2 protein-coding genes (1 of these 2 only partly in view) are annotated in these 23,259 nt (G+C 74.0%); both read right to left on the bottom strand.

Annotated elements, in window-relative coordinates; all coding sequences use genetic code 11:
• Window positions 1–46: 46 nt before the first annotated feature.
• Window positions 47–10,030, bottom strand: coding sequence for a type I polyketide synthase (locus tag OG892_RS39310; RefSeq protein WP_371631792.1), 9,984 nt, complete (start codon window positions 10,028–10,030; stop codon window positions 47–49).
• Window positions 10,031–10,091: 61 nt separating this feature from the next.
• Window positions 10,092–23,259 carry the 3' portion of a type I polyketide synthase gene (locus tag OG892_RS39305; RefSeq protein WP_371631791.1) on the bottom strand. Its footprint extends 6,014 nt past the window's final position, so the window shows 13,168 of its 19,182 coding nt (coding positions 6,015–19,182); its start codon lies beyond the right edge, outside the window; its stop codon occupies window positions 10,092–10,094.

Below are 23,259 nucleotides of genomic sequence, written 5' to 3'. Positions count from 1 at the left end.
CGCGGCGCGCAGGGCATCGACGATCTTGTCCGAAGGTGCGGTCATGTCAGCTTTCCTGTACATGGGTGTCGGTGCCGAGTGCCAGCTCGACGAGGTCGGCCACGTTCATGTCGTCGATGCGCTCCGCGGTGTCGGCCGCGGTGTCCGCGTCCGGGGCGTCGGCCTGCTGCGGGGCGGCGGCCAGTTCCAGCAGGGCGTCGAGCAGCCCGGTCTCGCGCAGCCGGCTCAGCGGGATGGCGCGCAGGGCCGACCAGGTGGCCTCCTCCTCGGGGCTCTGCGCGGCGGCCTCGCTGTCGGCGCCGAACAGGCGGGTCGTCAGGTAGCGGGTGAGGTCCGGGAAGGTGGGGTGGTCGAAGACCAGGGTGGTCGGGAGCTGCAGACCGGTGAGCGCGGACAGCCGGTTGCGCAGGGTCACCACGGTCAGGGAGTCGAAGCCCAGGTCCCGGAAGGACCGGTCGGACAGCAGCTCGGAGGCCGATTCGTGTCCGAGCGCCACCGCCGCCTCACGGCGGATCCGGTCGAGCAGCAGCCGTTGCCGCTCGGTGTCGTCGAGTGCGGACAGTTCGCGGACGAGTCCGGTCACGGCGTCGCTCTCGGCGGCGGGTGTCTCGGACCCGGTGAGTGCCTGTCGTGCCTCCGGCACGCCGAGGATCAGCGGCCTGGAGCGGGCGGCGCTGTATGCGGGGGCGAAGGCCTGCCAGTCGATGTCCGCGATGACCAGGTTGTGGTCCTGGCGGCCGACGGCGTCGGCGAGGGCGGCGACGGCCAGGTCGGGGTCCATCTGCCGGTTGCCGAGCCGGTGCAGATGGGCTGCGGTGTCGGTGTCCACCATGCCTCCGCCGTCCCAGGCGCCCCAGGCGAGGGACAGGAACGGCAGTCCGGCCGCCCGTCGTTCGGCAGCGAACGCGTCGAGGTGGGCGTTGGCGGCCGCGTAGCCGATCCGGCCGGAGTTGCCCCAGGTGCCGGCGCCGGAGGAGAACAGGACGAAGGCGTCGAGGTCGAGGTCCTCGGTGAGGGCGGCGAGGTTGCGGGTGCCGGTCACCTTGGGGCCCAGTACGGCGGCCAGTTCGGCGGGGGTCAGCTCCTCTGCGGGCACCTCGCGTCCGCTGGTGCCGGCGACGTGCAGGACCGCGCGGATCGGCGGACCGTCGGTGCCGATCTTGGCGAACAGGTCGCCGAGGGCGGCCCGGTCGGCCAGGTCGCAGGCGGCGATGACGACGTCGGCACCCAGGTCGACGAGTTCGTCGATGAGTTCCGGCATGCCGTCCGCGGCCTCTCCGCGCCGGCTGACCAGGACGACCCGGTCCGCGCCCGAGCGCGCGGCCCAGCGGGCCAGGCGGCTGCCGAGGGCTCCGGTGCCGCCGGTGATCACCACGGTCTCGCGCGGCTGCCAGGGCGTCGCCGCGCCGTCGGCGGGCGCGCGGACCAGCCGGCGGGCGAGTATCCCGGACGGGGCGATCACCAGCTGTTCCTCGCCGGTGGTGCCGCCGAGGACGGCGCACAGGTGGCGGGCGCTGTCGGCGTCCAGTTCCTCCGGCAGGTCGAGCAGTCCGCCCCAGCGGCGGGGCAGGTCGAGGCCGATGACCACGCCCGTGCCCCACACCAGTGCCTGTGCCGGGTGGCGCGGCGGGTCGGCGGGGCCGGTGCCGACCGCGCCCGTGGTGCCCAGCCAGAGCGGGGCGTCCAGGTCCAGCGCGGTCAGTGCCCGGACCGTGGCGAGGACGGCGGTGAGCCCGGTGGTCATCGCGGGGTGGTCGGGGTGCGGGGTCTCGTCGAGGCCGGTGAGGCAGAGCACTCCGGCGGGGCGCCGGCCGTCGAGGGCTGCCGTGATCCGCTCGGCCAGCGAGGAGCTCCGGCCCCCGGCAGTATCGCTTCCGGCGGTGCCGTTTCCGGTGGTGTCCACCGGTACGTCGATGACGTCGGCGCCCGCCTGCCGCAGTGCGCGGGCGGTGGCGTCCACGAGGCGGTCGTGGGCTCCGGCGGGCCGCAGCAGCAGCCAGCTCCCGGACAGCGGCGCGTCCGGGCCCGCCGCCACCGGCTCCCACTGGGTGCGGTAGCGCCAGTCGTCCAGCGTGGTACGGAGCCGGCGTCCGGTGTGCCAGCGGGACAGGGCGGGCAGCACGGGTGCCAGTTCGCAGCGTGCCATGCCGGTGTGCTCGGTGAGTGCGTCGAGGTCCTGGTCGCTCACGGCCCGCCAGAACTCGGCCTCGGCCGGATCCGCGACCGTTGCCACGATCTCCTCGAACTCCGGCCAGAAGCGGCGCCGTTGGAAGGCGTACGGGGGCAGGTCGATGCGCCGGGCGCCGGTGTCCTCGAAGACCCGGGTCCAGTCGACGGCCGCGCCCGCCGTATGGGCCTCGCCGACGGACCGCAGGAAGCGGGCCAGTCCGCCGTCGAAGCGGCGCAGCGAGCCGAGGGCGGCCACGTCGTCGCGGTCCGCGAGGGTCTCCTCGACGGCGGCGGTCAGCACGGGGTGGGCGCTGACCTCGATCAGCGGTCCGTAGCCCTCCTCGGCGAGCGCCCGGACGGAGTCCGCGAAGCGCACCGGCCGACGCAGGTTCTGGAACCAGTACGAGCCGTCGAACACCGGGCCGTCGGCCCAGTCGGCGGTCACGGTGGAGAAGAACGGCACGTCGGGCGCCGATGACGTGACCGGCGCGAGGACCTCCGCGAGCCGGTCCTCGACGGCGTCCGCGTGCGGGGAGTGGGAGGCGTAGTTGATCGGGACGGTCCTGGTGCGGATGGACTGGTCCGTGCAGGCGGCGGCGAACTCCCGCAGCGCGTCCGCGTCACCGGAGACGATCACCGCGCGCGGGCTGTTGACCGCGCCGATGTGCAGCCGGCCCTCGTACGCCCGCAGCAGTTCCTCGACCAGGGCCTGCGGGGCGGCCACCGAGAGCAGGCCGCCGAGCCCGGCGAGTGCGGTGACCTCGCGGCCGCGCAGGCATACGACGCGGGCGGCGTCGCGCAGGGTCAGCGCTCCGGCGAAGCAGGCGGCGGCGATCTCGCCCTGGGAGTGGCCGACGACCGCGGCCGGTTCGACGCCGCAGGAGCGCCACAGTTCGGCCAGTGACACGGTGACGGCGAACGTCGCGGGCTGCACGACGTCGTCGCTGTCGAGGCCGGGGGCGCCCGGTGCGCCGCGCAGCACGTCGGTGAGCCGCCAGTCGACGAACTCGGCCAGCGCGGCCTCACAGCGGGCGATGCTGCGGGCGAACCGGGGTGAGGTGTCGATCAGTTCGGCGGCCATGCCGGCCCACTGGGAGCCCTGGCCGGGGAAGACGAACACCGGGCGGCTCAGCGGACGGGCGACGCCCTCGACGACGTGCGCGCTGGGTTCGCCCGCGGCCAGGGCGCGCAGTCCGTCGAGGAGTTCGCCCCGGTCGGCGCCGACGATCACCGCGCGGTGTTCGAAGGCCGACCGGACCGTGGCCAGGGTCAGGCCCACGTCCACGGGTGCGGTGTCCTGGAGGGCCGGCAGCAGGCTGTCCGCCTGGGCGCGCAGGGCCGGTTCGCTCGGTGCGGACAGGGTCCAGGCGACGGCGGCGGGCGGCGTGCGGTCCGGGTCCGGACGGGCGGCCGACGCGGGCTCGGCAGGTGCCTGTTCGAGGATGACGTGGGCGTTGGTGCCGCTGATGCCGAACGAGGAGACCGCGGCGCGGCGCGGCCGTCCGGTGTCGGGCCAGTCCTGGTTGCGGTCGAGCAGCCGTACGGCGCCGGACTCCCAGTCGACCCTGGACGAGGGCTCGTCCAGGTGCACGATCCTGGGCAGTACGCCGTGCCGCATCGCCAGCACGGTCTTGATGATCCCGGCGACACCGGCGGCGGCCTGGGTGTGCCCGAGGTTCGACTTGAGGGCGCCGACCAGCAGCGGGGTGTCGTCCGCCCGTTCCTGGCCGTAGGTGGCGAGCAGCGCCTGCGCCTCGATCGGGTCGCCGAGCGGGGTGCCGGTGCCGTGCGCCTCGACGGTGTCGATGTCCGCGGCGTCCAGCCGGGCGTTGGCGAGCGCCTGGCGGATGACGCGCTGCTGGGAGGGGCCGTTGGGGGCGGTGAGCCCGTTGGAGGCGCCGTCCTGGTTGACGGCCGAGCCGCGTACGACACCGAGGACGGTGTGCCCGTTGCGGCGGGCGTCGGAGAGCCGCTCCAGGAGCAGCAGTCCGGCGCCCTCGCCCCAGCCGGTGCCGTCGGCGCCCTGCGCGAACGGCTTGCAGCGGCCGTCGGTGGCGAGTCCGCGCTGGCGGCTGAACTCCTGGAACACGGTGGGCGTCGACATCACGGTGGTGCCGCCGGCCAGGGCGAGCGAGCACTCGCCGGAGCGGAGTGCGGCGACCGCCATGTGCACGGAGACCAGTGAGGAGGAGCAGGCGGTGTCGACGGTGACGGCCGGGCCCTCCAGTCCGTAGGTGTAGGCGAGCCGGCCGGAGGCGACGCTGCCCGCGGTGCCGGTGCCGAGGTGGCCCTCCAGATCGTGGGCGCGGCCGTGCAGCAGGGCCGAGTAGTCGGTGTACATCAGGCCGATGAACACGCCGGTGCTGCTGCCCCGCAGGGAGCGCGCGGGGAGCCCGGCCCGTTCGAAGAGCTCCCAGGACGATTCGAGCAGCAGGCGCTGCTGGGGGTCCATGGCGAGGGCTTCGCGGGGCGAGATCCCGAACGGGGTGGGGTCGAACCGGTCGGCTCCGACGAGGAATCCGCCCTCGGAGGCGTAGCTGGTGCCGGGCCGGTCGGCGTCCGGGTCGAGGAGCGCGCCGAGGTCCCAGCCCCGGTCCTCCGGCATCGGTACGACAGCGTCGTCGCCGCGCAGCACCAGCTCCCACAGCTGTTCGGGTGTCTCGACCCCGCCGGGCAGCCGGCAGGCCATGGACACGATCGCGATCGGCTCGTCGTCGGGGGCGCCGGCCGCCGTGACGGGGGTGGCGCCGGGGGCGGGCGCGGCCGTCGGGCCCGCCGTCATCGACTCCAGGTGGCCGGCCAGCGCGGCCGGGGTGGGCTGGTCGAAGATGACGGACGCGGGCAGTCTGAGGCCGGTCTGCTCGCTGAGCGTGTTGCGCAGTTCGACGGCCATCAGCGAGTCGAAGCCGAGCTCGGAGAACGACTTGTCGGGGTCGACGGCGCTCGTCGAGGAGTGCCGCAGTACGGCGGCGACCCGGCTGCGGACCAGGTCGATCGTGCGGACCGGCCGGGCCGCCGGGGCCGTCGCGGGCCTCTGGTGGCGTACCAGGCCGCGCAGCAGGGCGTGCATGGCCTGCTTGCCGTCCTGCCCGCGCAGGACGGGGAAGTCGAAGGCGGCGGGCACCAGGTTGCCCTCGGGGCTGCCGAGGGCCGTGTCGAACAGGGCGAGTCCTTCGGGGCCGCCCAGGCTGAGGACACCGATGCTGGCGGCGCGCTGCAGGTCGACGTCGCTGAGGCCGCCGACCATGCCGTCCTGGCCCTCCCACAGGCCCCAGGCCAGGGAGAGGCCGGGCAGCCCCTGCCGGCGGCGGTTCTCCGCGAGGGCGTCGAGGTAGGCGTTGGCGGCGGAGTAGTTGCCCTGGCCGGGGCCGCCGAAGGTGCCGGCGGCCGAGGCGAACAGGATGAACGCGGTCAGGGGCAGGTCCTGGGTCAGCTCGTGGAGGTTGAGCGCCCCGGAGACCTTCGGGGCGAGTACGGCGTCGATGCGCCCGGGGGTCAGCGACTGGATGATGCCGTCGTCGAGGATGCCCGCCAGGTGGATGACGGCGGTCAGCGGGTGCGCGGCGGGCACCGTGTCGAGCAGTGCCGCCAGGGCGTCCCGGTCCGAGACGTCGCAGGCCGCGAGCCGCACCTCGGCGTCCAGCGAGGTCAGCTCGTCGGCGTCCGGGGAGTCCGGCCCCGACCTGCTGGTCAGCAGCAGGTGCCGGACGCCGTGCTGCTCGACGAGGTGCCGGCACAGGGCGCGGCCGAGCCGGCCGGTGGCTCCCGTGACCAGGACCGTTCCGTCGGCCCCGAAGGGGGACGCCGGCTCTTCGGTGCGGGGCTCCGGCCGGGCGAGGCGGGGCGCGTACCAGCGGCCGTCGCGCCACAGCAGCGACGGCTCGTCGTACGGGAGTGCCGCCACCGGGATCTGCGGGCCGTCGTCGGTGACGTCCACGAGGACGAACCGGTCCGGGTTCTCCGACTGCGCCGAGCGCACCAGGGCCTGGACGGCGGCGGCGACCGGGTCGGCCTGCGCGCTCTCGCCGGGCAGCCGGGCGGCGGCGCGGGTGCGCAGTACGAGCGGGGTCCCGTCCACGGGCTCGGGTCCGCCGAGCCGGTCCTGCAGGATCGCGAGGGTGCGGTGCAGGGCCTCGCGCAGCGCCTCGTGCGGGTCGTCCGGCAGCGCGGGGCCGCCCGGCAGGTCCATCACCTCGGGCGGTTCACCGGCCGGGGCGGGTCCGGCGGGGACCTCCGGCCACTCGACGCGGTACAGGGTGTCGCGGTGGCGCGGCAGTGCGCGCAGCCGTTCCCCGGGCAGCGGGCGTACCAGCAGCGATTCGACGGACACGACGGGCGTCCCGGCGGCGTCGGTCGCGGTCACCCTCAGCGAGCGCTGCCCGGACGGGCTGAGGGTGACGCGCAGTGCGGTGGCGCCCGGGGTGTGCACGCTGACGCCGGTCCAGGTGAAGGGGACCGCGGCGGCGGAGGTGTCGGCGCCGAGCGCGGAGGCGTGCAGGGCGGCGTCGAGGAGGGCCGGGTGCAGTTCGAACCGTTCGGCCTCGATGTGCCGGGACTCGGGCAGCTCGACCTCGGCGTGGATCTCGTCGCCGAGCCGCCAGGCGGCGCGCAGTCCGCGCAGCAGCGGACCGTACTCCAGTCCGGCCGAGGCCAGTTCGTCGTAGAGGTGCCCGGTCTCCAGGGGGGTCGCGCCCGGCGGCGGCCAGTCGGCGGGCCCGGCTCCGATGTCCGCGGGGCCGGGTGCCGGGGTCAGGGTGCCGGTGAAGTGGCGGGTCCACGGCCGGCCGGGGGTGTCCGTCTCCGGCCTGGCGTAGCCGGTGACGGCGCGCCGGCCGGCGGGGTCCGCGGCACCGATCACCAGTTGCAGGGTGACGCGGTCGGCGGGTTCCAGCACCAGTGGTTCGGCCAGGACGAGTTCGTCGACGCGGGGGCAGCCGATCCGGGTGCCGGCCGACAGCGCGAGTTCGAGGAAGGCGGTGCCGGGCACCAGGATGTGACCGGCCACGCGGTGGTCGGCCAGCCAGGGGTGCGTGGCGACGGACAGTTCGCCGTCGAAGACGAAGCCGTCCGCGTCGGCGCGTTCGACTCCGGCCCCGAGGACGGGGTGACCGGTCGTCGTGTCGCGGTGCGGGAAGGGCGCCTCCAGCCAGAAGCGCCGGTGCTGGAAGGCGAAGGTGGGCAGCTCGGGGCGGCGGGCGCCGGTGCCCTCGTAGAAGGCGGACCAGTCGACGTGGCCGCCGCAGGCCCAGAGCATGGCCAGGGTCTCGGTGAGGGTCTCGGGTTCGGGCCGGGCGCCGCGCAGCAGCGGCCGCACGAGGCCGGGGCCGGGCCGGCCGCCGGCGACGGCCGCGCACAGCGGTCCGTCGGGGCCGAGTTCGACGAACCGTTCGGTGCCCAGGGCGCGCAGCCGGTCGATGCCGTCGGCGAAGCGGACCGCCTCGCGTACGTGCCGCACCCAGTGCTCGGCGGTGAACTCCTCGACGGGACGCCCGGTCAGGTTGGACACGACCGGGACGGCCGGCCTGCGGTACTCGACGGTCTCGGCGACCGCGCGGAACTCCGCCAGCATCCCGTCCATGCGGTGGGAGTGGAAGGCGTGGCTGACGGTGAGGCGGCGGGTGTCGCGGCCGGGGAACCCGGCGGCGACGCGGAGCACTTCGTCCTCGTCGCCGGACAGGACCACGGAGTCGGCGGCGTTGATCGCGGCGATCGAGACGCGGTCCCCGAGCAGCCCGGTGACCTCGGCCTCGGTGGCGCGCAGGGCGAGCATGGCGCCGCCGGCCGGCAGGGCCTGCATCAGCCGGGCACGGGCGGCGACGAGCCGGCAGGCGTCCGGCAGGGACAGCGCGTCCGCGGCGTGGGCGGCGGCGAGTTCCCCGATGGAGTGGCCGATGAGGTGGTCGGGCCGCACACCCCAGGACTCCAGCAGCCGGAACAGGGCCACTTCGAGGGCGAACAGGGCGGGCTGGGTGTACTCGGTCCGGTCCAGCAGGCCGGTGTCCTCGAACATGACGGTCTTCAGCGGGGTGCCGGAACCGATGTCGAAGTGCGCGCAGATCTCGTCCAGTGTCCGTGCGAACACGGGGTAGGCGGCGTACAGCTCGCGGCCCGTCCCGGTCCGCTGGGAGCCCTGGCCGCTGAACATGAAGGCGACCGGGCCGCCGAGGGGCTGTCCCGTGACCACACCGGGTCCGGTGCTCTCGCCGTCCGCGATGGCGGTGAGCGCGGCCAGCAGTTCCTGCGGGCCGGTGCCCACCGCCACCGCGCGCCGCTCCAGGGGCGCCCGGGTGACGGCCAGTGCGTGGCCGATGTCCTGGGGGGCGTGCCCGGCGGTGCCGGGGAGCAGCCTGCGGGCCTGGGCGGCGAGGCCTTCGGGGGTCTTCGCGGAGACCACCCAGGGGATCACGGGGAGGATGCGCGGCGCGGGGCCTGCGGGCGGACCGTCCTGCGTCGCGGCGGCGGGCTCCTCCTGCGGGGCCTGTTCGACGATCAGGTGGGCGTTGGTGCCGCTGACGCCGAACGCCGAGACGCCGGCCCGGCGGGGGCGGTCGGGTTCGGGCCACGGCCGGGCCTCGGTGAGCAGTTGCACGTCACCGGCGGACCAGTCGACGTGCTGGGAGGGCTCGGTCACGTGGAGGGTCTTCGGCAGGCTGCCGTGCCGTATCGCCTGCACCATCTTGATCACACCGGCGACGCCGGCGGCGGCCTGGGTGTGGCCGAGGTTCGACTTGAGCGATCCGAGCCACAGCGGCCGGCCCGCCGGGCGGTCCTTGCCGTAGGTGGCGAGCAGCGCCTGCGCCTCGATCGGGTCGCCGAGCCGGGTACCGGTGCCGTGCGCCTCGACGGCGTCCACGTCGGCCGGGGTGAGGCCGGCGTTGGACAGGGCCTGGCGGATGACGCGCTGCTGGGAGGGGCCGTTGGGAGCGGTGAGGCCGCTGCTGGCGCCGTCCTGGTTGATGGCGCTGCCGCGGATCACGGCCAGCACGCGGTGGCCGTTGCGGCGGGCCTCCGACAGGCGTTCCAGGGTGAGCAGGCCGACGCCCTCGGACCAGCCCGTCCCGTCGGCGTCGTCGGCGAAGGACTTGCAGCGTCCGTCGGGCGCCAGGCCCCGGTGCCGGCTGAACTGCACGAAGGTGACCGGTGTGGACATGACCGTCACACCGCCGGCCAGAGCCAGGGTGCACTCCCCCGACCGGAGGGACTGGCAGGCCAGGTGCAGGGCGACCAGCGAGGAGGAGCACGCCGTGTCCAGCGTGACCGCGGGCCCTTCGAGGCCGAGGGTGTAGGCGATGCGGCCGGAGGCGATGCTCGGGGAGCTGCCGTTGCCTATGTAGCCCTCCAGGCCGCGCGGCGGCTGCCGCACCCTGGATCCGTAGTCGTTGTACATCACGCCGACGTACACGCCCGTACGGCTGCCGCGCAGCGACGTCGGGCTGATCCCGCTGTGTTCCAGCGCCTCCCAGGAGGCTTCGAGGAGGAGTCGCTGCTGCGGGTCGGTGGCCAGTGCCTCGCGGGGGCTCAGGCCGAAGAGTTCGGCGTCGAACCGGGTGGCGTCGTGCAGGAAGCCGCCCTGTGTCGAGTAGCAGGTGCCCGGCTGGTCGGGGTCCGGGTCGTAGAGCGAGCGCAGGTCCCAGCCCCGGTCGTCCGGGAACTCCGAGACGGCGTCGGTGCCGTCGGCGACGAGCTGCCACAGCTGCTCGGGCGAGGTGACCCCGCCGGGCAGCCGGCAGCTCATGCCGACGATCGCGATCGGCTCCGAGCTCTTCTCCTGGTGCTCGGCGAGTTTCTGACGGGTGCGCTGCAGATCGGCGGTGGCCCTCTTCAGGTATTCGCGCAGCCGCTCCTCGTTCATGGGACTCATCGGTCTCCCCCTCGTCCGGACCAGCTGGCCTGATGCACGTCCTGCTCCCCCATTCGCACGCTCACGGCTCCAGCCCGTCGAGGAACCGGAAGATCTCGTCGTCGGAGGCCCCGTCGAGGTCGTCGATCGCCGGGTCCGGCGCCGTCGGAGCGGCCGCCGGACCCGTCACCCTGGCCAGCAGGTCCCGCAGCCGGTTCTCGACCCGGCCGCGCAGCTCGTCGTCGGCGGTCGTGTCGGGCAGGTTGGCGCCCAGCTTCTCCAGCTCCACCAGGAGCGGGGCCAGTACGAGTTCGCTGTCCGACGGGAAGACCTCGTCGAGGTGCGCGGCGAGCCCGGCAGGCGTCGGGTAGTCGAAGAGCAGGGTCGCCGGCAGGGTGAGGCCGGTCGCCTTGCCGAGCCGGTTGCGCAGTTCCACGGCGCTGAGGGAGTCGAAGCCCATTTCGAGGAATCCGCGCTCCACGTCGACGCGTTCGGAGGCCGAGTACGCGAGGACCACGGCCGCCTCGTCACGGACCAGGTCCAGCAGGGCGCGTCCGCGTCCGGGCCCGGACATTCCCGCGAAGCGGTCCTCCGGGGCGGCTGCGGCGGCCGGCCTGCCCGCCTGCGCGGCGGCCGGCCGTGCCTTGCCCCGCACCAGGCCGCGCAGCAGAGGCAGCACTTGGTCCGGGTCCATGTCGTCGAGCGGGGCGAGGGCCAGTCGTACGGGCACCAGGACCGCCTCGTCGATGCCGCGGGCGGCGTCGAGCAGGCTCAGTCCCTCGGCCGAGGACAGCGATGCCATGCCGCCCCGGGCGAATCGTGCGTGGTCCGCGGCCCCGAGCTTGCCCGTCATGGCGCTGGCCTCGGCCCACGGCCCCCAGCACAGGGACACGGCGGGCAGTGCGCGGGCCCGGCGGTGGCCGGCGAGCGCGTCCAGGAAGGCGTTCCCGGCGGCGTAGGCCGCCTGGCCCGCCCCGCCGAACGTCGAGGCCACCGAGGAGAACAGCACGAAGGCGCTCAGCTCCAGGTCCGCGGTGAGCTCGTGCAGGTTGACGGCGGCGTCGACCTTGGCCGCGAGCACGCCGTCGACCCGTTCCGGGGTCAGCCCGGTGACCACTCCGTCGTCCACGACACCGGCCGCGTGCACGACCGAGGTGAGCGGGTGTGCGGCGGGGATGCCGTCGAGCAGCCGGCGCAGTGCCGTACGGTCCGCCACGTCGCAGGCCGCCAAGGTCACCTCGGCTCCCAGCGCGGTGAGTTCGGCCCGCAGTTCGGCCGCTCCCGCCGCGTCGGGGCCGCTGCGGCTGACCAGCAGCAGCTGCCGTACGCCGTGCTCGGCGACGAGATGCCGTGCGACCAGCCGGCCGAGCGTGCCGGTGGCACCGGTGACCAGTGTCGTTCCGGCGGGGTTCCAGACGGGTTCCCGGGCGGGCTCCTGACCGGCGCGGACACGGGCCAGGCGGGCCATGCGCGCGGTGCCGTCGCGCAGCACCGTCTGGGGTTCGTCGCCGGTGAGCACGGCTGCCAGCGCGGCGGCCGGCATGTCGTGGCCGTCGACGTCCAGGAGTGCGAAGCGTCCCGGATGCTCGGTGATCGCGGCGCGGACCAGTCCGTGGACCGTGGCGACGGGCAGGTCGGTCAGCTCCGTGCCGGAGTCGACGGCGATGGCGCCCCGCGTCACGAAGACCAGCCGGGATCCGGTGAACCGCTGGTCCGCGAGCCAGCTCTGCACCAGCTCCAGGGCCCAGTGGGCGGCCGAGTGGGCGGCGCCCGCCGGGTCGCCGTCGAAAGACGGTGCGGCGACGAGGACCCGGTCGGGGACGGCGGTGCCCGCCGAGACGGCCTGGGCCAGGTCCGGCAGTGCCGCGTAGGTGTCGAGTACGACGGCCCGGGTGAGGGCGGCCGTCGGACCGGGCGACGCGTCGTACCCGACGATCGCCCAGGTGCGGCCCTGCGGGTCCGCCGCCGGGACCGGGACGGGTGTCCACTCCGTGCGCAGCAGCAGTTCGGTGCGCGGGCGGCCCGGCTCGGCGCCGGCGACCGGCCGGAACGCCAGCGAGCCGGCGGACACGGCGGGGGAACCGGCCGTGTCCCAGGCCTGGACGGACACCGTACTCGTACCGGTGTCCGCGAGCCTCACCCGCAAGGCCGTCGCGCCCGTGCTGTGCAGGGTGACGTTCTGCCAGGAGAAGGGCATCACGCTGCGGCCCTCGTCCCCGAGCGTGCCCAGGGACACCGCCTGAAGGGCGGCGTCCAGGAGCGCCGGGTGGAGCCCGAAGCCGGTCGCGTCCGTGCCGTCGGGCAGGGACACCTCGGCGAAGATCTCGGATCCCCGCCGCCAGGCGGCGCGCAGACCCTGGAACACCGGACCGTACTCGCTGCCCGCCTCGGCCAGCCGGGGGTAGAGGCCGGTCAGGTCGACCGGGTCGGCGTCCGCGGGCGGCCAGGCCGCGGGGAGCGGCTCGGCGGGCAGGGCCTGGGGCAGCAGGGTTCCGCCCGCGTGCCGCTGCCACCGTCCGTCGGCGCCTTCGCTGTCGGGGCGCGAGTACACGCCGATCGGCCGGATGCCGTCGTCGTCGGCGGCGCCCACCCGCACCTGGACCTGGACCGCCCCGCTCCCGGGGAGCACCAGCGGCTCCTGAAGGGTCAGTTCGCCGATGCCGCCGCAGCCGACGTGGTCACCGGCCCGGACGGCGAGGTCCAGGAACGCCGTGCCGGGCAGTACCGCCCGGCCGGCGATGACATGGTCGCCGAGCCAGGGGTGGCGGCGGTGCGAGAGCCGGGCCGTGAACAGGACGCCGTCGCCGTCGGCGAGTTGCACCGCCGCGCCGAGCAGCGGATGGTCCGCGGTGTCGAACCCGGCCTCCCGTACGTCGCCCGCGGGCCGTGCGTCCAGCCAGTAGCGCTGCCGCTGGAACGGGTAGGTGGGCAGCTCGGCCGGTGCGGTGTCCGGCAGGAACGCCGACCAGTCGCAGCTGCCGCCGTGCACGTACAGCTGGGCGAGCGCCCCGAGTGCGGCCCCGGTCTCGTCCCGGCCACGGCGCAGCGCGGGCACGACCACACCGGGGGCGTCCTCGGCACGGCTGTCCGCGGTCATCGCGGACAGCACGGCGTCGGGGCCGATCTCCAGGAACCGGGTCACTCCGGCGTCCGCGAGGAAGCGGACGCCGTCGGCGAACCGGACGGTCCCGCGCAGCTGCGCCACCCAGTACTCGGGCGTGCACAGCTGTGCGGCCGTGGCGGTCTCACCCGTCACGTCCGACACCAGCGGAATCGTCGGCGGCGACATCGGAATGTCCCGGACGATCTCGGAGAAGCGCTCCAGCATCACATCCATATGCGGCGAGTGAAACGCATGGCTGACCCGCAAACGCCTAGTCTTTCGACCGATCTCCGCGAAGTGCGCGGCCACCCGGTCGACTTCGGCGGTGTCACCGGACACCACCACGGCATCCGGGCCGTTGACCGCGGCCACGCCGATCCGGTCCTCCCGGCCCGTGAGCAGCGGGATCACCTCTTCCTCTGCGGCGGCCAGGGCGGCCATCGCGCCCCCCTCGGGCACTTCGCCCATCAGCCGGCCGCGCGCCGCCACCAGGCGGCAGGCGTCGGGGAGGGTGAAGACTCCGGCGAGGTGGGCGGCGGCCAGCTCACCGATGGAGTGCCCGATCAGGTAGTCGGGCGTGACACCCCACGAGGCGAAGAGCCGGAAGAGGGCGACCTCGACCGCGAACAGTGCCGGCTGGGTGTACTCCGTGCGGTCGAGCAGCGCGGCCTCCGCGCTGCCTTCCGGCGCGAACACGATGTCACGCAGCGGCTTCGGCAGCTCCAGGTCCACGTGGGCGCAGACCTCGTCGAACGCATCGGCGTACACCGGGAACGTGCCGTAGAGCTCGCGGCCCATGCCGAGCCGCTGGGCGCCCTGTCCGGAGAACAGGAACGCGGTACGGCCGCCGCTCGCGGTGCCGTCCGCCGCGGGTGCCGCGGTGCGCCCGTCCATCCAGGCGTTGAGCTGCTCGCGCAGCCCGTCGCGGTCACTGCTCCAGGTCACCAGGCGGTGCTCGAAGCGCGAGCGAGCCACGAGCGCGCGGCCGATGGCCGCGACGTCGGTGTCCGGCCGGCTGTCGAGCACCCCGAGCAGGTTCTCCACCTGCGCGGTGAGCGCGGCGGCGCTGCGGGCGGACAGGGTGAACGGGAGCCGTCCTGCGCTGTCCGTACCACTCGCCCCGCCGGACACCGGCGCGGGCAGTTCCGGCTGAGCCGGAACCGGCGCCGGAGCCTGCTCGATGATCATGTGGACGTTGGTGCCGCTGACGCCGAACGAGGAGACCGCCGCCCGACGCGGTGTGTCGCCCTCCGGCCAGGCACGGGCCTCGGTCAGCAGCCGCACGGCACCCGAGGACCAGTCCACGTGCGGTGTGGGCCGGGCGACGTGCAGCGTGCCCGGCATGGTGTCGTGCCGCATGGCCAGGACGGTCTTGATGATTCCGGCCACGCCAGAAGCGGCCTGGGTGTGGCCGATGTTCGACTTCACCGATCCCAGCCACAGCGGCCGGTCCTCGGGCCTCCCCTGCCCGTAGGTCGCGAGGAGCGCGTCCGCCTCGATGGGGTCGCCCAGCGAGGTGCCGGTGCCGTGCGCCTCCATCAGGTCCACGTCGGCGGTGTTCAGTCCTCCGTTGGCCAGTGCCTGCCGGATGACCCGCTGCTGGGCGAGCCCGTTGGGCGCGGTCAGCCCGTTCGACGCGCCGTCCTGGTTGACCGCGCTGCCCCGCACCACCGCGAGCACCGGGTGCCCGTGGCGTCGTGCGTCCGACAGCCGCTCGACCAGGAGCATGCCGACGCCCTCGGCCCAGCCCGCCCCGTCGGCCTCGGCGGAGAACGCCTTGCAGCGCCCGTCCGGCGAGAGCGCGCCCTGGCGGCTGAACTCGATGAACGTGTCCTGGGTGGACATCACCGTGACGCCGCCGGCCAGCGCCATGGCGCATTCACCGGATCGGACGGACTGGGCGGCCAGATGCAGGGCGACCAGCGACGACGAGCACGCGGTGTCCACGGTGACGGCGGGCCCTTCGAGACCGAAGGTGTACGCCACCCGGCCCGAGGTCACGCTCGACGCGCTGCCGGTGGCGAGCTGTCCCTCGAACTCGCTCGGTGTGCCGAGGAGCCGGTGCCCGTAGTCGTTGTAGTTGGAGCCGACGAACACCCCGACCGGGGTGCCCTTCACGGTCGCCGGGTCGATCCCGGCCCGCTCGAACGCCTCCCACGAGGTTTCCAGCAGCAGTCGGTGCTGCGGGTCGATGGCCGGTGCCACCCGGGGCGAGATGCCGAAGAACACCGGGTCGAACTCGCCCACGTCCTGGAGGAAGCCACCGCCCCGGGTGTAGTACGTGCCCGAGTGGTCCGGGTCCGGGTGGAAGTTCCCTTCGAGGTCCCAGCCGCGGTCGGTGGGGAAGTCCGAGACGACGTCGCCGCCTTCGGACAGCAGGTCCCAGAACTGTTCGGGGGTCTGGACGCCGCCCGGGAAGCGGCAGCCCATCCCGACGATGACGACCGGGTCGTCATCGGTGCCGGCCACCGCGGCGGCCGGCTGCGCGCCGGGGGTCACGAGGGCGGCGGACGCCCCGCCGGACTGTTCGCCGAACAGTTCTCCGTCCAGGTAGCGGGCCAGCGGTCCGGCGGCCACGTGGTCGAAGACGACGGTGACCGGCAGCCGCAGTCCGGTGACCGAGTTGAGGCGGTTGCGCAGTTCGACGGCGGTGATCGAGTCGAAGCCGAGCTCGCGCAGGGCCCGGTCGGGGTCGATCGTCTCGGGCCCGGTCAGACCGAGCACCGCCGCCGCCTGGGTGCGCACCAGCGTCGACAGCAACTGCTCCCGCTCGGCCGGCGCACGCCCGGCAAGGGTGCCGGCGAAGCCCGCCTCTTCCTTCTCTCCGGCGGACTCCGGCGACTCGGTGCGGAGCGCCTCGGGCAGTCTGTCGAGCACCCGCCCGGAACGGCCGGCCGTGCAGTTCGGCCCGAACACCCGCCAGTCGAGATCGGCGACCATGAGGTAGGCCAGATCGTGATCGAGGGCGTACTGCACCGCGCGGAGCGCCACTTCGGGTGCCATCGGAGCCACTCCGCTGCGGCTCAGCCGCTCACCCATCTCACCCACGGCGAGCCCGACGCTGTCCCAGGCGCCCCAGGCCAGCGAGGTGGCCGGGAGTCCCTCGGCACGCCGCAGCCGGGCCAGCGCGTCGAGATAGGCGTTGGCCGCCGCGTAACTGCCCTGGCCCGGTCCGCCGAGTGTGCCGGCCATCGAGGACAGCAGGACGAAGGCGTCGAGGCCGGCGTCCCTGGTGAGTTCGTGCAGGTGGTGCGCCGCTGTCGCCTTGGGCCGCAGCACCGTGCGGACCCGCTCCGGGGTCAGCTCGTCGAGCAGGCAGTCGTCGAGTACGGCTGCCGCGTGCACCACACCGGTCAGCGGCTGCGAGGCCGGAATGCCGGCGAGTACCCGGCGCAGCGCCTCGCGGTCGGACACGTCGCACGCCGCGATCGTCACCCGCGCCCCGAGCCCGGTCAGCCGCTCCGTCAGTTCCGCGGCACCCGGGGCGTCCTCGCCCCGGCGGCTGGTCAGCAGCAGGTGCTCGGCACCGTTGGACGCCAGCCAGGCGGCGAACTCCGCGCCGACACCGCCGGTGCCACCGGTGACGAGCACGGTGCCGGTGGGCTTCCAGTTCCGTACGGGGGACAGGGCGGCCAGCGGCTTGCGTGCCAGCCGGCGTACGTAGACGCCGCCCGCCCGCACGGCCAGCTGGTCCTCCCCGTCGGGCGCGGTCAGCGCCCGGACGAGCCGCTCTGCCGCTCGCGCGTCCGGCTCGGCCGGCAGGTCGACCAGGCCGCCGAACCGCTGCGGGTACTCCAGGGCGGCGATCCGCCCCAGCCCCCACACCAGGGCCTGGTCCGGTTCGACGGACCGGTCGGAGGGCCCGACGGAGACCGCGTCCCGGGTGGCGAGCCACAGGGGCGCCGTGATTCCCGCATCCCCGAGTGCCTGGACGGTCAGCACGGTCCGGTCGAGGTCGGCTTCCGGGCCGGGCGCGAGCAGGGACAGCACACCGGTGCTGTCCGCACCGGCTTCGCGCAGCCGCGCGGCGAGTTCTGCACGGTCGGTCCCGTCAGCCTCCGCCACCCGGACCTCGGCGCCGAGCGAGCTGAGCGCCCGGCTCGCGGGGGCCGCCCACGCGTGCCCGCCGGCCGGGACGAGCAGCAGCCACCGGGCGCCGTCGATACGCGGTGCGGCGCTGTGCGGGAGGGGCTGCCACAGAACGTCGTACAGCCAGGAGTCCACCTCGGATTCCTGGCGGCGGCGACGGCGCCAGTCGGAGAGCGCGGGCAGCAGTGATTCGATCGGGGCGGGATCCTCGACACCGAGAGTGGCGGCGAGCCCTTCCGCGTCGTCACGATCGACGGCCGCCCAGAACTCGGTGTCGGCCAGGCCCTGTTCGCTCACCGTGCCGGTGGCCTCGTCCTCCAGCCAGTAGTGCCCGCGCTGGAAGGCATACGTGGGCAGGTCGACGGTTGCGGGCCGGGCGCCGTCGGGGAAGGCGGCCGACCAGTCGACGTCCACGCCGCGCACCCACAGCTCTGCCACCCCGGCCAGGAACCGGTCCAGACCGCCGTCATCCCGGCGCAGCGAACCGGTGACGACGCCGGTGTTCACGATCTCCTCGACGGCGGCGGTCAGTACGGGGTGCGAGGAGGCCTCGACGAAGACGCCGTAACCCTCTCCACTCAGCTTCTCGATCGCCTCGGAGAACCGGACTCGCGAGCGCAGGTTCGTGAACCAGTACCCGCCATCCATCTCCGAGCCGTCCACCAGCTCACCCGTCACGGTCGACAGCAGCGGAATGTCACCCGCACGCGGGGAGATCCCGGCCAGCTCGACCGCGAGATCGGCCTCCAGCACATCCATCGCAGCCGAGTGCGAGGCGTAATCCACCGCGATCCGCCGCGCCCTCAACCCCTGCCCCTTGCACTCGGCAACCAGCTCGTCCAGCGCCACGGCCTCACCCGAGACCACCACCTGCGACGGACCATTCACCGCAGCCACCGACACCCGGCCCGCCCACGGCCCGAGCAGCTCCTCCACCCGCTCCACCGACGCCGCGACCGACGCCATACCGCCCGCACCCGCCACCGCCGCGATCGCCCGGCTCCGCAAGCACACCACCCGCGCCGCATCCTCCAGCGACAACACCCCCGCCACACACGCGGCAGCGATCTCACCCTGCGAATGCCCCACCACCGCAGCCGGCTTCACACCGAACGACCGCCACAACGCCGCCAACGACACCATCACCGCAAACGACACCGGCTGCACCACATCCACCGCATCCAGCGACGGCGCACCCGGCACCCCGTTCAATACCTCCGTCAACGACCAGTCCACATAGACGGACAACGCCGACTCACACTCCGCCAGCCGCGCCGCGAACACCGGCGACGACTCCGCCAACTCGACCGCCATACCCGCCCACTGCGCCCCCTGACCAGGGAACACAAGCACCGTCCGGCCCACCGGGCCCGCAACCCCGGACACCACCTGCCCGGCGGGCTCGCCCGCCGCCAACGCGGCCAGAGCGGACACCGGCTCCCCCACCACAACCGCCCGATGCTCGAACCGCGCCCGGGACGACACCAACGACCACCCGACACCCACCGGATCGGCAGTCTCGGCCAGCGAACCCAGCGCCTCGGCCTGACCCCGCAAGGCATCGGCGCTGCGGCCGGAGAGAATCCAGGGCACCACCACCGGGGCCCGGGAGGCCGTCTGCTCGGCCTCCGCCTCCTCGGGCGCCTCTTCCAGGATCAGGTGAACGTTCGTCCCGCTCATCCCGAACGCCGAGACGCCCGCGCGCCTCGGCCGCTCGCCACGCGGCCACTCCCGCGCCTCGGAGAGCAGCTCCACGGCGCCCTCGGACCAGTCCACGCGGGACGACGGGTTCTGCGCGTGCAGCGTCCTGGGCATCAGCCGGTGCTGGAGGGCGAGGACCATCTTCATCACGCCCGCCGCACCGGCGGCGAGCTGGGTGTGGCCGAGGTTGGACTTGACGGAGCCGAGCCACAGCGGCCGGTCCTCCGGGCGGTCCTGGCCGTAGGTGGCCAGCAGCGCCTGCGCCTCGATCGGGTCACCCAGCGAGGTACCCGTACCGTGCGCCTCCACGACATCGACGTCGGCGGAGGTCAGTCCGGCGTTGGCCAGTGCCTGGCGGATCACCCGCTGCTGCGCCGGGCCGTTGGGCGCCGTCAGACCGTTCGACGCGCCGTCCTGGTTCGCCGCGCTGCCCCGGACCACCGCCAGTACGCGGTGGCCGTTGCGGCGCGCGTCCGACAGCCGCTCCACCAGGAGCAGGCCGACACCCTCGGAGAGGCCCATGCCGTCGGCGTCGTCGGAGAAGGCCTTGGACCGGCCGTCCTCGGCGAGGCCGCGCTGGCGGCTGAAGGCGATGAAACTCTCCGGCACCGAGGCGATCGAGGCCGCCCCCGCGAGGGCCAGCGAGCACTCGCCGGACCGCAGCGCCCGGGCCGCGAGGTCGAGGGCCACCAACGCCGAGGAGCATCCGGTGTCGAGGGTGACCGCCGGACCCTCCAGTCCCAGGGTGTACGAGATCCGCCCGGAGGCGATGCTGGGGCCCGTCCCGGTGAGCAGGTGGCCCTCCATGCCTTCCGGCAGTCGGCGCAGGCCGCTGCCGTAGCCGCCGTTGCCGACGCCGAGGTACACGCCGCAGGCGGTGCCGCGCAGGCTGTGCGGGTCGATGCGACCGTGCTCGATCGCCTCCCACGTGGTTTCCAGCAGGAGCCGCTGCTGCGGGTCCATCGCCAGGGCCTCGCGCGGCGAGATGCCGAAGAAGGCGGGGTCGAAGGAGCCCGCGTCCTGCACGAATCCGCCGAAGCGGACGTACGAGTGCCCCTCGTCGTCCGGGTCGGAGCTGAACAGCCGGCCGAGGTCCCAGCCCCGGTTGTCGGGGAAGTCGCTGAGGACCTCGTCGCCCGCCGTGACGAGGCGCCACAGGTCCTCGGGCCCGGCGATCCCGCCGGGGAAGCGGCAGCCCATCCCGATGATCGCGACGGCGTCGTCGTCGGCCGGGCCCACAGCGACCGGTACGGTCCGCGGCTCGGCGGCCGCCCCGTCGCCGAAGAGCGCCCCTTGCAGGTACCGCGCGAGCCGGGTGACGTTCGGATAGTCGAAGACGAGCGTGGCCGCGAGCTTCAGGCCGGTCGCGGTGCGCAGGGCGTTGCGCAACGCCACCGCGAGCAGCGAGTCGAAGCCGAGGTCGCGCAGCGGCCGCCCCTCCTCGATGGCGTCCGGCGACGCGTGTCCGAGGACTCCGGCCGCGTGCGACCGTACGAGATCGCGCAGCGCGCGCTCGCGGTCGTCGGCGGAGAGCGGTCGCAGCCGCTCCCGCAGGGAGTTCTCGTCGGCCGACGGCGTGTCGTCGTCGGTACCGCCGTTGCGCTCCAGGAAGGCGCGGACCTCCGGAATGCCGTCGAGCAGGGGCCGTGCGCGCATGGCGGTGAACGCGGGGGTGAAGGAGTCCCAGTTCACGTCACCGATGGCGAGGAACTCCTCGTCGTCCGCCATCGCCTGTCGCAGCCCGGCGATGGCGGTCTGCGGCGCCATGAACGTCAGACCGCGCCAGTTGAGCGAGCCGGGGTCGACCTTGCCCGCCATGCCGCCGTCGTCGGCGGACCACAGGCCCCAGGCGATCGTGGTTCCGGTGAGCCCTCGGGCGCGCCGGCTGCGGGTGACCGAGTCGAGGTAGGCGTTGCCCGCCGAGTAGGAGCCGTGTTCGCCGGCACCCCAGAGCGCCGCCACGGAGGAGTACAGGATGAACGCGTCCAGGCCGTCGCGGTCGAAGATCCGGTCGAGGTTGGCGGTCCCGGCCAGCTTCGCCTCCGCGCCGGCCTCGAACTCGGCCAGGTTCGTCCCGGTCAGTGAGGCGAGGTGGCCGACGCCCGCGCAGTGGATGACCGTTCGGATCGGCGGCCCGTCCGCCTCGATCCGCTCCACGAGTCGCGCCAGGTCCTCGTAGTCGCAGACGTCGCACGTCGCGACCGTCACCCTGACGCCCAGAGCGCCGAGCTCCTCGACGAGTTCGGGCACACCGGCCGTGTCCGGTCCGCGCCGGGAGGTCAGCACCAGGTGTTCGGCACCGGCCTCGGCCAGCCAGCGGGCCGTGTGCGCACCCAGGCCGCCGGTACCGCCGGTGATCAACGCCGTACCGCTCGTCCGCCACGGCTCCGCGGCGGCGCCCTCCAGCGGAGAACGCCGCAGCCGGCGCAGCAGCGCCGCACCCGAACGGATCGCGAACTGGTCCTCCGCACCACCTGCGGCGACGGTCGCCGCCAGGCAGTCGGCATCCCGCTCCGTGAACCCCTCGGAGAGGTCGACCAGGCCGCCCCACCACTGCGGGAACTCCAGGCCGAAGACCAGCCCGAGACCCCAGCTGCTTCCCTGTACGGGATGACCGACCCGGTCACCTCCGGCCGCCGAGACCGCGTCCTGGGTGCACATCCAGACCGAGATACGCCGGTCCCAGTCGGCCAGGGCCTGCATCAGCAGCACGTTGAGCGCGAGTCCTCCGGTGAGCGCCGGCCGGCCGGGGTACCCGCTCTCGTCGAAGGCGAGCAGGGAGATCACCCCGGTCACGTCCGGCTGCTCGGCCAGCAGCGCACCGAGCTGCTCCCGGTCGAGGTCCGCGGTGAGCACCAACTCGGCCACCGCCGCGCCGCGTTCGCGCAGGCTGTGGCTGATCAGTTCGACCGACACGTCACGGTCCGGCTGTGCTGCCGAGGTCACCAGCAGCCAGCGGCCCGAGAGCCCGGCCGCGGCGCGGGCCGGACTCGGCACCCAGTCGACGCCGTAGCGCCAGGAGTCCAGGACGGACCGCTCGGCCCGTCGCATCCGCCATGCGTGCAGGGCGGGGAGCATCGTGCTCAGCGAGGCGTCCTCGCCCACGCCCAGCTCATCGGCGAAGGCACGGGTGTCGCCGCTGCCGACGGCTTCCCAGAACTCCGCGTCCATCACGCCCGCTTCGCTCACCGTGCCGGTGGCCTCGTCCTCCAGCCAGTAGTGCCCGCGCTGGAAGGCGTACGTGGGCAGGTCGACGGTCGCGGGCCGTGCGTCGTCGGGGAAGGCGGCCGCCCAGTCGACGTCCACGCCGCGCACCCACAGCTCGGCGACACCGGCCAGGAAGCGGTCCAGGCCCCCGTCATCCCGGCGCAGCGAACCGGTGACCACACCCGGCTCAGCGTCGGCGTCCTCGTCCGCCCCTTCCGCGATCTCCTGGACCGCAGCCGTCAGTACGGGGTGCGAGGAGGCCTCGACGAAGACGCCGTAACCCTCCCCGCTCAGCTTCTCGATCGCCTCGGAGAACCGGACCCGCGAACGCAGGTTCGTGAACCAGTACCCGCCATCCATCCCGGAACCGTCCACGAACTCACCGGTCACCGTCGACAGCAACGGAACATCACCCGCACGCGGGGAGATCCCGGCCAGCTCGACCGCCAGATCCGCCTCCAGCACATCCATCGCAGCGGAATGCGAGGCGTAATCCACCGCGATCCGCCGCGCCCGCAACCCCTGCCCCTTGCACTCGGCAACCAGCTCATCCAGAGCAACGGCCTCACCCGAGACCACCACCTGCGACGGACCATTCACCGCAGCCACCGACACCCGGCCCGCCCACGACCCGAGCAACTCCTCCACCCGCTCCACCGACGCCGCCACCGACGCCATCCCGCCCGCACCCGCCACCGCAGCAATCGCCCGGCTCCGCAGGCACACCACCCGCGCCGCATCCTCCAACGACAACACCCCCGCCACACACGCCGCAGCGATCTCACCCTGCGAATGCCCCACCACCGCAGCCGGCACCACACCGAACGAACGCCACAACGCCGCCAACGACACCATCACCGCAAACGACACCGGCTGCACCACATCCACCGCATCCAACGACGCAGCACCCGGCACACCACGCAACACATCCGTCAACGACCAGTCCACATACGCGGACAACGCCGACTCACACTCCGCCAGCCGCGCCGCGAACACCGGCGACGACTCCGCCAACTCGACCGCCATACCCGCCCACTGCGCCCCCTGACCAGGGAACACAAACACCGTCCGACCCACCGGACCCACCACCCCGGACACCACCCGACCCGAAGGCTCACCCACAGCCAACGCAGCCAGAGCGGACACCGGC

Origin of the sequence: Streptomyces sp. NBC_00341 (assembly GCF_041435055.1) — a bacterium.
Taxonomy (GTDB): Bacteria; Actinomycetota; Actinomycetes; order Streptomycetales; family Streptomycetaceae; genus Streptomyces.
The sequence above is the reverse complement of the archived record's forward strand: the minus strand, read 5'-3'. Positions and strand labels throughout refer to the sequence as shown.

Coding starts and splice junctions, on each gene's coding strand:
- OG892_RS39310 (WP_371631792.1), bottom strand. CDS start 10,030: ATGAGTCCCATGAACGAGGAGCGGCTGCGCGAATACCTGAAGAGGGCC.